Annotated in this window: 10 protein-coding genes and 1 other annotated feature; of the genes, 7 read left to right on the plus strand and 3 right to left on the minus strand. The window is 55.6% G+C overall.

Features of this window, described 5'->3' with window-relative positions; genetic code table 11:
- Nucleotides 1-65: 65 nt before the first annotated feature.
- From dnaX to hemH, 6 genes are all read left to right on the plus strand, one after another.
- Nucleotides 66-1,994, plus strand: coding sequence for a DNA polymerase III subunit gamma/tau (gene dnaX / locus F384_RS02110; RefSeq protein ID WP_046477051.1), 1,929 nt, complete (start codon nucleotides 66-68; stop codon nucleotides 1,992-1,994).
- Nucleotides 1,327-1,391, plus strand: a sequence feature (DnaX frameshifting element). (Overlaps the previous gene by 65 nt.)
- Nucleotides 1,995-2,047: 53 nt before the next feature.
- Nucleotides 2,048-2,377 (plus strand): YbaB/EbfC family nucleoid-associated protein, encoded by a 330-nt coding sequence (locus F384_RS02115; RefSeq protein WP_001515903.1) that lies wholly within the window; start codon nucleotides 2,048-2,050, stop codon nucleotides 2,375-2,377.
- Nucleotides 2,377-2,982, plus strand: coding sequence for a recombination mediator RecR (recR, locus tag F384_RS02120; RefSeq protein WP_046477059.1), 606 nt, complete (start codon nucleotides 2,377-2,379; stop codon nucleotides 2,980-2,982). The genes F384_RS02115 and recR overlap by 1 nt, the downstream gene beginning before the upstream one ends.
- A 111-nt stretch (nucleotides 2,983-3,093) precedes the next feature.
- Nucleotides 3,094-4,968 (plus strand): molecular chaperone HtpG, encoded by a 1,875-nt coding sequence (htpG, locus tag F384_RS02125; RefSeq protein ID WP_046477062.1) that lies wholly within the window; start codon nucleotides 3,094-3,096, stop codon nucleotides 4,966-4,968.
- A 382-nt stretch (nucleotides 4,969-5,350) separates the two neighbouring features.
- Nucleotides 5,351-5,995 carry an adenylate kinase gene (gene adk / locus F384_RS02130; RefSeq protein ID WP_046477064.1) on the plus strand — a complete coding sequence of 215 codons (645 nt, stop codon included), beginning with the start codon at nucleotides 5,351-5,353 and terminating at the stop codon, nucleotides 5,993-5,995.
- Between the two features lie 218 nt (nucleotides 5,996-6,213).
- Complete coding sequence (gene hemH, locus F384_RS02135) at nucleotides 6,214-7,176, plus strand: ferrochelatase (protein ID WP_046477066.1); 963 nt, start codon at nucleotides 6,214-6,216, stop codon at nucleotides 7,174-7,176.
- Here hemH and aes read toward each other — a convergent pair whose 3' ends face one another.
- Nucleotides 7,177-8,148, minus strand: a complete 972-nt coding sequence (aes, locus tag F384_RS02140; RefSeq protein WP_046477069.1) for an acetyl esterase — start codon at nucleotides 8,146-8,148, stop codon at nucleotides 7,177-7,179.
- 140 nt (nucleotides 8,149-8,288) lie between these two features.
- On the opposite strand from aes, the gene gsk reads away from it, so the two are divergent.
- The gene (gene gsk, locus F384_RS02145; RefSeq protein WP_046477071.1) at nucleotides 8,289-9,593 is read left to right on the plus strand and encodes an inosine/guanosine kinase; all 1,305 of its coding nucleotides are present in this window, start codon (nucleotides 8,289-8,291) and stop codon (nucleotides 9,591-9,593) included.
- A 101-nt stretch (nucleotides 9,594-9,694) separates the two neighbouring features.
- On the opposite strand, the gene ybaL is transcribed toward gsk, so the two are convergent.
- The gene (gene ybaL, locus F384_RS02150) at nucleotides 9,695-11,371 is read right to left on the minus strand and encodes a YbaL family putative K(+) efflux transporter (protein WP_046477074.1); all 1,677 of its coding nucleotides are present in this window, start codon (nucleotides 11,369-11,371) and stop codon (nucleotides 9,695-9,697) included.
- A 214-nt stretch (nucleotides 11,372-11,585) separates the two neighbouring features.
- The gene (fsr, locus tag F384_RS02155; RefSeq protein ID WP_046477075.1) at nucleotides 11,586-12,806 is read right to left on the minus strand and encodes a fosmidomycin MFS transporter; all 1,221 of its coding nucleotides are present in this window, start codon (nucleotides 12,804-12,806) and stop codon (nucleotides 11,586-11,588) included.
- Nucleotides 12,807-12,869: the final 63 nt, after the last annotated feature.

The following is a 12,869-nucleotide window of genomic DNA, read 5'->3' on the forward strand; positions in this document are numbered from 1 at the left end:
AATGGGCGAGGTTGTGTTAGCATTCCCCCCTATGAATCCACCTTCCAGCGTTTCAGAGCCAGCCAATGAGTTATCAGGTTTTAGCCCGAAAATGGCGCCCACAAACCTTTGCTGACGTCGTCGGCCAGGAACATGTGCTGACCGCACTGGCGAACGGCTTGTCGTTAGGGCGCATTCACCACGCATATCTTTTTTCCGGTACCCGGGGTGTCGGTAAAACCTCCATCGCCCGTCTGCTGGCAAAGGGACTGAATTGCGAAACCGGCATTACCGCCACGCCGTGCGGCGTGTGTGATAACTGCCGGGAAATCGAGCAGGGGCGGTTTGTCGATCTGATTGAGATCGATGCCGCCTCGCGCACCAAAGTTGAAGATACCCGGGACCTGCTGGATAACGTCCAGTACGCACCAGCGCGCGGTCGATTCAAAGTCTATCTGATCGACGAAGTGCACATGCTGTCTCGCCACAGTTTTAACGCGCTGCTCAAAACGCTTGAGGAGCCGCCGTCACACGTCAAGTTCCTGCTGGCGACGACCGATCCGCAGAAGCTGCCGGTGACCATTTTGTCCCGCTGCCTGCAGTTCCATCTTAAGGCGCTGGATGTTGACCAGATCCGCCATCAGCTTGAACACATTCTTAACGAAGAGCAGATCGCCCATGAGCCGCGCGCGCTGCAACTGCTTTCCCGTGCGGCTGACGGCAGCCTGCGTGATGCGCTGAGTCTGACCGATCAGGCGATTGCCAGCGGTGACGGCCAGGTTTCCACCCAGGCGGTAAGCGCGATGCTCGGCACGCTGGATGACGATCAGGCCCTGTCGCTGGTTGAAGCGGTGATAGCCGCCGACGGCGAGAGGGTGATGACTCTGGTCAACGAGGCCGCGGCACGAGGTATCGAGTGGGAAGCGCTGCTGGTCGAAATGCTTGGCCTGCTGCACCGTATCGCATTGGTCCAGCTTTCTCCTGCGGCGCTCGGCAGCGATATGGCGACGATTGAAGTGCGCATGCGTGAACTGGCGCGCACCGTGCCGCCTACGGACGTCCAGCTTTATTACCAGACGCTGCTGATTGGCCGTAAAGAACTGCCGTACGCGCCAGACAGACGTATGGGCGTTGAAATGACCCTACTGCGGGCGCTGGCGTTTCACCCGCGTATGCCGCTTGCGGAACCCGAGGTTCCGCGACAATCTTTTGCCCCTGTCGCGCCAACGGCGGTGATGACGTCGACTCAGGTGCCACAGCAGTCAGCACCCGCGCAGCACACCCCGGCAGTACCCCTGCCGGAATCCACCAGTCAGGTACTGGCGGCGCGCAACCAACTGCAACGTGCGCAGGGAGCAACCAAAGCAAAAAAGAGTGAACCGGCAGCCGCATCCCGCGCGCGGCCGGTGAATAACGCTGCGCTGGAAAGACTGGCTTCGGTCTCAGAACGCGTGCAGGCTCGTCCTGCACCGTCTGCGCTTGAGCAAGCTCCGGCGAAGAAAGAAGCTTATCGCTGGAAGGCGACGACACCCGTTGTTGAAGTGAAAGAGGTGGTGGCGACACCGAAGGCGCTGAAGAAAGCGCTGGAGCATGAGAAAACGCCGGAGCTGGCTGCTAAGCTTGCGGCAGAAGCGATTGAACGCGACCCATGGGCGGCGCAGGTGAGTCAGCTCTCGCTGCCAAAACTGGTTGAGCAGGTCGCGCTCAACGCCTGGAAAGAAGAGAACGGCAATGCGGTCTGTCTGCATTTGCGTTCCAGCCAGCGTCACCTGAATTCCAGCGGTGCGCAGCAAAAGCTGGCGGAAGCACTGAGTGCGCTTGCGGGATCAACGGTTGAACTGACCATCGTAGAAGATGATAATCCGGCGGTGCGAACGCCGCTGGAGTGGCGTCAGGCGATTTATGAAGAGAAACTTGCGCAGGCGCGCGAGTCGATAGTTGCGGATAACAATATCCAGACCCTGCGTCGATTCTTCGATGCGGATCTGGATGAAGAGAGTATTCGCCCCATTTGATCGTAAGCGACGCTTATGATTGTCATCCCTTAACGTGATTGAGAGAGAAGCCTATGTTTGGTAAAGGCGGTCTGGGTAACCTGATGAAGCAGGCCCAGCAGATGCAGGAAAAAATGCAGCAGATGCAGGAAGAAATCGCGAAGCTGGAAGTGACCGGTGAATCCGGCGCGGGTCTGGTGAAAGTGACCATCAACGGTGCGCATAACTGCCGTCGCGTGGAGATCGACCCAAGCCTGCTCGAAGATGACAAAGAGATGCTGGAAGATCTGGTTGCTGCCGCATTCAACGATGCCGCCCGTCGCATTGAAGAGACCCAGAAAGAGAAGATGGCCTCTGTTTCCTCCGGTATGCAACTGCCGCCAGGCTTTAAGATGCCGTTCTGATGCAAACCAGCCCGCTGTTAACTCAGCTTATGGAAGCACTGCGCTGTCTGCCGGGCGTTGGCCCGAAGTCGGCGCAGCGCATGGCGTTTACGCTGCTTCAGCGTGACCGCAGCGGCGGGATGCGCCTGGCGCAAGCGCTCACCCGGGCGATGTCGGAAATCGGCCACTGTGCCGATTGCCGTACCTTCACCGAGCAGGATGTCTGCAATATCTGTTCGAATCCGCGTCGTCGGGAGAACGGTCAGATTTGCGTGGTTGAGAGTCCGGCGGACATCTACGCGATTGAACAGACCGGGCAGTTCTCCGGGCGCTACTTCGTGCTGATGGGGCATCTGTCGCCGCTCGACGGCATCGGGCCGGATGATATCGGTCTCGACAGACTTGAACAGCGTCTGGAAACAGAATCGCTCAGTGAAGTGATCCTCGCCACTAACCCCACGGTGGAAGGGGAGGCGACCGCTAACTACATCGCTGAGATTTGCGCTCAGCACGGTGTGGACGCCAGCCGTATCGCCCATGGCGTGCCGGTCGGTGGTGAACTGGAGATGGTGGACGGCACGACGCTGTCGCACTCGCTCGCCGGACGTCACAAGATTAAATTCTGACCAAACGGAGGCTGCGCTCGCGGCCTCCGCTTGAAATCCCCCACGGTTGTCCCCATTTCCCTCTCAACGTGTTTTTTACCATTAAAAATGGCATTGTTGAGGTAGATCTACATGAAAGGACAAGAAACTCGTGGGTTTCAGTCAGAGGTAAAACAGCTTCTGCATCTGATGATCCATTCTCTGTATTCCAATAAAGAAATCTTCCTGCGTGAGCTTATCTCTAACGCCTCTGATGCGGCAGACAAGCTGCGTTTTCGCGCGCTGTCGAACCCGGACCTGTATGAAGGTGACGGTGAACTGCGTGTGCGTGTCTCCTTCGATAAAGATAAGCGTACGTTGACCATTGCCGATAACGGCGTGGGGATGAACCGTGATGACGTTATCGATCACCTGGGGACCATTGCGAAGTCCGGGACCAAATCTTTCCTCGAGTCTATGGGCTCCGATCAGGCGAAAGACAGCCAGTTGATCGGTCAGTTTGGGGTGGGTTTCTATTCCGCGTTTATCGTGGCGGATAAAGTGACCGTCCGCACCCGTGCCGCAGGTGACAAGCCGGAGAACGGCGTGTTCTGGGAGTCGGCGGGCGAAGGTGAATACACCGTTGGCGATATCACCAAAGACGATCGCGGAACGGAAATCACGCTGCATTTGCGTGAAGGGGAAGACGAGTTCCTCGATGACTGGCGCGTACGCTCCATCATCAGCAAATATTCCGACCATATCGCGCTGCCGGTTGAGATTGAAAAACAGGAAGAGAAAGACGGCGAAACTGTCGTTTCCTGGGAGAAAATCAACAAAGCGCAGGCGCTGTGGACCCGTAACAAGTCAGAAATCAAAGACGACGAGTACAACGAGTTTTACAAGCATATCGCGCACGATTTTACCGATCCACTGACCTGGAGCCACAACCGCGTGGAAGGGAAGCAGGAGTACACCAGCCTGCTGTATATCCCGTCTCAGGCGCCGTGGGATATGTGGAACCGCGATCACAAGCACGGTCTGAAGCTGTATGTTCAGCGCGTCTTTATCATGGACGACGCCGAGCAGTTTATGCCGAACTACCTGCGCTTTGTGCGGGGGCTGATTGACTCCAACGATCTGCCGCTGAACGTTTCCCGTGAAATTCTGCAGGACAGCACGGTAACCCGCAACCTGCGTAGCGCATTGACCAAACGTGTTCTGCAGATGCTGGAAAAACTGGCGAAAGACGATGCGGAAAAATACCAGACGTTCTGGCAGCAGTTCGGTCTGGTGATGAAAGAAGGGCCGGCGGAAGATCATGCTAACCAGGAAACCATCGCCAAACTGATGCGTTTCGCGTCGACGCATACCGACTCTTCTGCGCAGACGGTCTCTCTGGAAGACTACGTCTCCCGCATGAAAGAAGGGCAGGAGAAGATTTACTACATCACGGCAGACAGCTACGCGGCGGCGAAGAGCAGCCCGCATCTGGAACTGCTGCGTAAGAAAGGCATCGAAGTGCTGCTGCTCTCTGACCGCATCGATGAGTGGATGATGAACTACCTGACCGAGTTTGACGGTAAGGCGTTCCAGTCCGTCGCCAAAGCGGACGAGTCTATCGACAAGCTGGCCGATGAAGTTGATGAAAGCGCGAAAGAAGCGGAAAAAGCGCTGACACCGTTCGTTGAGCGCGTGAAAAACCTGCTGGGCGACCGGGTGAAAGACGTGCGTCTGACGCACCGTCTGACCGATACGCCGGCGATTGTCACCACCGACGCGGACGAAATGAGCACGCAGATGGCGAAACTGTTTGCGGCGGCGGGTCAGAACGTGCCGGAAGTGAAATACATCTTTGAACTCAACCCGGACCACGTGCTGGTGAAACGCACCGCGGAGACTGAGGACGACGCGAAGTTCAACGAGTGGGTTGAACTGCTGCTGGATCAAGCGCTGTTTGCTGAACGCGGTACGCTGGAAGATCCAAACCAGTTCATTCGTCGTATGAACCAGTTGCTGGTTTCCTGATAACGGCTTTGTCATGCCGGATGGCGCTGACGCTTATCCGGCCTTCGGTTAAATCTGCTTTTGTAATGCCGGATGGCGCTGACGCTTATCCGGCCTACGGTTAAATCTGCTTTTGTCATGCCGGATGGCGCTGACGCTTATCCGGCTTACGGTTAAATCTGCTTTTGTTATGCCGGATGGCGCTGACGCTTATCCGGCCTTCGGTTAAATCTGTTTTTTGTAGGCCGGATAAGGTGCTTGCACCGCCATCCGGCTTTTTTTTCGCGCCTCTTCCCCTCATTAACCGTTTCAGCCTTACCCCGCTTCCTTGAGACAAATGCGTGATGGTGGTATCGTTTAGCGCTTTTTAAAAATATCGACAACCTTTAAGGGGATTTTCGTAATGCGTATCATTCTGCTTGGCGCTCCGGGCGCGGGTAAAGGAACTCAGGCTCAGTTCATCATGGAGAAGTATGGTATTCCGCAAATCTCCACCGGTGATATGCTGCGTGCCGCCGTGAAATCTGGCTCCGAGCTGGGCAAACAAGCGAAAGACATCATGGACGCCGGCAAGCTGGTGACGGATGAGCTGGTGATCGCGCTGGTAAAAGAGCGTATCGCGCAGGAAGATTGCCGTAACGGTTTTCTGTTAGATGGTTTCCCACGCACGATTCCGCAGGCTGATGCCATGAAAGACGCGGGTATTGTGGTGGATTATGTTCTCGAATTCGCCGTACCGGATGAGCTGATCGTTGATCGTATCGTCGGTCGTCGCGTACACGCTGCTTCTGGCCGTGTTTACCACATCAAATTCAATCCGCCGAAAGTGGAAGGGAAAGACGATGTGACCGGCGAAGAGTTGACCACCCGTAAAGATGACCAGGAAGAGACCGTGCGTAAACGTCTGGTGGAATACCATCAGATGACGGCACCGCTGATTGGTTACTACCAGAAAGAAGCGGCTGCGGGCAACACCCAATACGCGAAAGTTGACGGGACTCAGGCCGTCGCTGAAGTGCGTGCTGCTCTGGAAAAAATCCTCGGTTAAGTTTTCCGCGTAGTGAACCTCTTTATCAGGCCTGCCATTATCTTGTAGGCCTGATAAGCGCAGCGCCATCAGGCAATCGGTGCCGGATAGCGGCGCTCGGCCTCCCGGCATCGTTAGCGCCATCAGGCAAATTCTCGTTTTACCTCTCACAGCAATTAGTTCTTCTTACTCGCTTTTCCGCTACAATTATCAACAATTTGAATCGATAAGAGGCGGTAATGCGTCAGACGAAAACCGGTATCCTGCTGGCAAATCTTGGGACCCCCGATGCCCCCACTCCGGTGGCGGTAACACGTTATCTCCGGCAATTCTTAAGCGATAAACGCGTCGTCGATACGCCTCGTGTGCTGTGGTGGCCGCTGCTGCGCGGCGTGATTTTGCCGCTGCGCGCCCCGCGTGTAGCAAAGCTTTATCAGTCTGTCTGGATGGAAGGCGGCTCGCCGCTGATGGTTTACAGCCGTCAACAGCAACAGGCGCTTGCCGCGCGCTTACCGGACACGCCGGTGGCCTTGGGTATGAGCTACGGCTCGCCATCGCTGGAAAGCGCAGTGGACGAGCTGCTGGCGAACCACGTTGATCACATCGTCGTGCTGCCGCTGTACCCGCAATATTCCTGCTCAACCGCGGCTGCCGTCTGGGATGAACTGGCGCGTATTCTGGAACGCAAACGCCGTATTCCAGGTATATCGTTTATTCGCGATTATGCCGATGACAGCGCCTATATCGACGCGCTGGCGAACAGTGCGCGAGCCTCGTTTGCTGAACATGGCGAACCGGATTTGCTGCTGCTGTCGTATCACGGTATCCCCCAGCGTTTTGCGGATGAAGGCGACGATTATCCGCAGCGCTGTCGCGACACCACCCGTGAACTGGTCTCTGCGCTCGGTCTGCCGCCGGAAAAGGTGATGATGACCTTCCAGTCGCGCTTTGGTCGTGAACCGTGGCTGACGCCGTACACCGACGAAACGCTGAAGATGTTAGGTGAGAAGGGGACGAGTCATGTTCAGGTGATGTGCCCGGGCTTCGCGGCAGATTGCCTGGAGACACTGGAAGAAATTGCGGTGCAGAATAAAGAAGTCTTCCTCGAAGCGGGTGGCAAAAAGTACGAATATATTCCGGCGCTGAATGCCACACCGGAACATATTGATATGATGCTGAAACTGACGGCTGCGTATAGCTAACTAACGCAGCGCGTTTATCTGCTGGGTAAAGAAACGTGCGCCATCGCGTAATGCGTCATCGGCGGATTTCATCATGCGCGAGTAGTGCAGAAAGGCGTGCAGCGTGCCGGGATACATTTTGTATTCGCAGGGCTGCTGGTGCGCCGCCAGCGTCTGGAAGAGCAGACGACTGTCGTCGATCAGCGGGTCAAACTCCGCACCGGCGATAAAGCAGGGCGGCACCTCGTGCGTCAGGTCGTTGTTGAACAGGCAATAGTACGGCGATTCGCGATCGTCGACATTACGCAGATACGCCTTTTCATACATCTCCAAATCCTGGCGGCTGAGACCATCCCAGTCGCCGCCCATCAGCCGACGACTTACCGAGTCCTGTAGGCCATACAGGCCGTACCACAACAGCACCCCAGCCACGTTTCCGCAGGAAATGCGTTTATCGCGCAGCCACAGCGCGCTGGCGAGCGCCAGCATCGCGCCTGCGGAATCACCAGCAAAGCCAATTCGCGTCATATTCAACTGATAGTCGTCTGCCTGCTGATGAAAAAACTGACAGGCGGCAACGGTCTCCTCAATGGCTTGCGGAAAACGTGCTTCAGGCGAGAGCGAATAGTCGACGCCAATGACCGTGCATTGGGTATAGCTTGCCAACAGGCGCATGATGCGGTCATGGGTATCCAGATTGCCGAGAATAAAACCGCCACCGTGCAGATAGAACAGGGTTGCCTGACTGTCTGCCGCTGGGCTGTACAGGCGTGTTGTTACCTCTCCCCAGCGCGTGGGGATGGCATATTCATGCGTTGGCATCTGCGGTGCGTTCGCATTCCAGAAGCGGCGCTCAAGAATGTAGTGTTGGCGCATGGCCGCCACGTCATCGGCGGGCGGCCAGGGCGGCAGATCGTCCTGTCGGACATTCAGCACCGCTTTCATCTCGTCTGAAATGCGCGCCAGTACGGGAAGTTTGTTTTCCGGTTTCATAAAACGCTCCTTGTGAAATCGGCCCATTGTAAAAATTTCCGCCGTGGAAACTGCGATCCGTTCGTCCGATATTGAAACTCTGTTGTCGTAGGGGAATGTGCTACCATGCATCGCTCCGTTAGCCACCCGTAAAAACAGTCATGAAATTTCCCGGTAAACGCAAATCCAAACACTATTTTCCCGTCAACGCACGCGATCCGCTGCTGCAACAAATCCAGACTGAAAACGAAACCAGCGCCGCATGGGTGGTGGGAATTGATCAGACGCTGGTGGATATTGAAGCGAAAGTGGATGATACGTTTGTGCAACGTTATGGGCTGAGCGCCGGGCATTCGCTGGTGATTGAGGATGACGTAGCCGAAGCGCTGTATCGGGAACTGGTGCGTGACAATTTGATCACCCATCAGTTTGCCGGTGGAACCATCGGTAACACCATGCACAATTACTCCGTGCTGGCCGATGACCGTTCGGTGTTGCTGGGCGTGATGTGCAGTAACATTGAAATTGGCAGTTATGCCTACCGCTATTTGTGCAACACCTCCAGTCGAACTGACCTCAACTATCTGCAGGGCGTTGACGGGCCGATTGGCCGCTGCTTTACCCTGATTGGTGAGTCCGGCGAACGTACCTTCGCCATCAGCCCCGGGCACATGAACCAGCTACGCGCAGGAAGCATTCCTGAATCGGTGATTGCCGGGGCGTCAGCGCTGGTGCTGACCTCCTATCTGGTGCGCTGTAAGCCGGGAGAGCCAATGCCGGAAGCCACCATGAAGGCCATTGAGTATGCCAAAAAACACAATGTGCCAGTCGTGCTGACGCTCGGAACCAAATTTGTTATCGCCGATAACCCGCAGTGGTGGCAGGATTTCCTGAAAGAGAACGTCTCAATTCTGGCGATGAATGAAGAAGAGGCCGAAGCGTTGACCGGTGAAAACGATCCGCTGCTGGCGTCTGACAAAGCGCTGGACTGGGTTGATCTGGTCTTGTGTACTGCCGGACCAGTAGGGCTGTACATGGCGGGTTTTACCGAAGAAGAAGCCAAACGCAAAACTCAGCATCCGCTACTGCCGGGGGCGATTGCCGAATTCAATCAGTATGAATTTAGCCGCGCGATGCGTCATAAAGATTGTCGTAATCCGCTGCGCGTCTATTCGCATATCGCTCCATATATGGGGGGACCGGAAAAGATCATGAACACCAATGGTGCAGGTGACGGCGCGCTGGCGGCGCTGCTGCATGATATTACCGCCAACAGCTACCACCGTTCGAATGTACCGAATTCCAGCAAGCATAAGTTCACCTGGCTGACCTATTCGTCATTAGCCCAGGTGTGCAAATATGCCAATCGCGTGAGTTATCAGGTGCTGAACCAGCACTCCCCGCGTCTGACGCGTGGACTGCCGGAGCGTGAGGATAGCCTCGAAGAGTCGTACTGGGATCGTTAAGTCATTATGCCGGATGGCGGCGTACCGTTACCATTATCTGTGTAATCACGTAGGCCTGATAAGCGAAGTGCCATCAGGCAAACGAGCCTATGCAACGACGGTCACCCCGTCACCACTTCGCCTGCAGGCGGCGTTTCCAGCAGTTCCAGCATGGTACGGGCGATTTCGCGCTCGCCCATCACTACCTGGTTGGCACCGCGTTCGGTAATGTACTCCACCTCATCGTCATAATGCGCACGGGCGATAATCTCAATATTCGGGCACTTCTCGCGGGCAGAGGCCACAATTTCGCCAGCCTCATAGCCGTTCGGGATGGTGAGGATCAGCCAGCGGGCGCAATCCAGGTGCGCCAGAGTCATGATCTCTTCATTGGCCGCATTCCCCAGCACCGCGCGGATCCCGCGTTCGCGCAGCTCATCCACGCGCGTGCGTGACGTTTCGATAACCACTAACGGCATACCTGCCGCCATCAGTTTTTCGCCGAGAAGGCTGCCGACGCGGCCAAAGCCGACCAGCAGCGCATGGTTACAGATATCCACCGGAATTTGCTTCTCTTCCTCGATGGCCTCTTCCAGCGTCTGCTCTTCCAGCGTCTCGGTTTTTGCCAGATATTTTTCCAGCAGAGCAAACAGCACCGGGTTGAGCATAATTGACAGAATCGCACCCGCCAGCACCAGATTTTGCCCTTCCTGCGGCAGCAGGTTCAGCGCCATCCCCAGACCCGCGAGAATAAAGGCGAACTCACCAATCTGCGCCAGACTGGCGGCGATGGTCAGCGCGGTACGCGGCGAGTGGCCAAACAGACGCACCAGGAAGAAGGCAGCGACAGACTTACCAAAGATAATGATGGCAAGCGTTGCCAGCACGGCCAGCGGCTGCTGGATCAGAATCAGCGGATCAAACAGCATGCCGACGGAGACAAAGAACAGGACGGCAAACGCGTCGCGTAGCGGCAGGGTATCGTGGGCCGCACGGTGGCTCAGTTCCGATTCATTCAGTACCATTCCGGCAAAGAAGGCGCCCAGCGCGAAAGAGACGTCGAACAGTTCCACCGCACCGAAGGCGATACCTAATGCCAGTGCCAGCACGGAAAGGGTAAACAGTTCGCGGGAGCCGGTTGCCGCACTGCGGGCCATAATCCATGGCACCAGACGGCGACCCACCAGCATCATAATGGCGATAAAGGCGACAACTTTACCAATGGTAATGCCCATGTCGACCGCCAGTGAGGCGAAACCGACGTTGCCTTTTTCCACCATTCCGGCCACGGCGGGCAGCAGTACCAGCGTCAGCACCATCACCAGATCTTCAACAATCAGCCAGCCGATGGCAATCTGCCCTCGCTGACTGTCGACCAGTTGTCGTTCTTCAAGCGCACGCAGTAGCACCACGGTACTGGCGGTTGAAAGACATAAACCAAAGACGATGCCGGTCATCAGTGACCAGCCCATCATGGCGGAAAGTGCCATACCCAACAGCGTCGCCACAGCTATCTGAGCGATCGCGCCGGGAATGGCTATCGACTTTACCGCCATTAGATCCTTCAGCGAGAAGTGCAGTCCGACGCCGAACATCAGCAAAATAACGCCAAGCTCCGCGAGCTCTGGCGCAAGTTTCGTATCAGCCACAAAGCCAGGGGTAAAAGGTCCAGCCAGAACGCCCGCTAACAGATATCCCACCAGAGGAGAAATACGTAGTTTATTGGCAAGCATGCCGAGTATAAAAGCGAGCACAAGGCCGCCAACAATGGTGGTGATAAGCGGGGTGGCGTGATGCATTCCGTCTCCTTTGGTAGCTGATTTCCAAAATTCCAGGTAATAGTTTATGACAATTTTGATTATTATGTTTATGAATAATTATTGAATTTTGAAGAAAACTGCAATTTGAGGCGAAAAAGGCACGGATCGGAAAACGAATGGGCAGGAGACAGAGAAAAGGCTTATGGCTACAGGCGTAGCGTGCGGCTAAAGTTTAGCTTTAGCCGCAGGAAACTCAGGCTTTATGTCGGTTATCAGGTAAGAATATGGTCAGTATCCCAAGAAGTGGCAGGAAAGCACAGATTTTATAGACTAATTCGATGCTAGTGTGGTCCGCAATCAGGCCTAACACTGCGGCTCCCAGGCCACCCATCCCGAAGGCAAAACCAAAAAACAGACCAGAAACCATGCCGATACGACCCGGTAGCAGCTCCTGGGCATAGACCAGAATGGCGGAAAACGCGGATGCAAGGATAAAACCAATGATCACCGTTAAAATTCCGGTCCAGTGCAGGGTGGCATAAGGCAAAATCAGCGTAAACGGCGCGACGCCGAGGATAGAGCCCCAAATCACATATTTTCTGCCAATCTTATCGCCTAAAGGCCCGCCGATTACCGTTCCTGCCGCGACCGCAAACAGGAAGGCAAAGAGGTGAAATTGCGCGTTTTGTACCGATAATCCGAATTTTTGCATCAGATAAAAGGTGTAATAGCTGCTGATACTTGCCATGTAGAAGTATTTCGAGAAAATCAGGATCAGCAGGACACTGACCGCGAGGACGACCTTATTACGCGGCAGTGGATTGATAACCGGTGCTTTTGGTTTGCCCTTGCTCATGCGATGCTGCGCGGCGTACCAGCGGCTGATTTGCGCCAACACCACAATCGCCAGCAGGGCGGCGAGGACAAACCAGGCCACGTTGCCTTTGCCGTAAGGGGCGATGATCACCGCCGCCAATAAGGGGCCGAGGGAACTGCCGAAGTTACCGCCCACCTGGAAGATGGACTGGGCAAGACCGTGGCGTCCGCCCGAGGCCATGCGCGCCACACGGGAGGATTCCGGATGAAATACCGAAGAGCCGGTTCCGACCAGCGCGGCGGCAAGCAGCACGGTGCCAAAACTGCCCGCCAGCGCCAACAGCACCAGACCGCTCAGCGTAAAGCACATGCCAATCGGCAACGACCATGGCATCGGGTACTTATCGGTCCAGTAACCGACCACCGGTTGCAGTAGCGAAGAGGCCAACTGGAAGGTCAGGGTGATCATCCCTATCTGCATAAAGGTCAGTGAAAATTCGGACTGTAATAGCGGATAGATCGCCAGAATTAACGACTGGATCATATCGTTAAGCAGGTGAGAAAGGCTGATCGCGCCTAAAATGCCGAACGAAGTACGTGCTTTAGCGACTGGCGCAGACGCACCAGGTGCTGGCTGGGTTTGTTCACTCATTGCCATAGAAAGTCACTTCTGTCTGATTTGCGATGTAGGGGAATATCGTCATTGTGATTATTACCTGAC

It is taken from the genome of Citrobacter amalonaticus Y19, from assembly GCF_000981805.1.
Taxonomy (GTDB): Bacteria; Pseudomonadota; Gammaproteobacteria; order Enterobacterales; family Enterobacteriaceae; genus Citrobacter_A; species Citrobacter_A amalonaticus_C.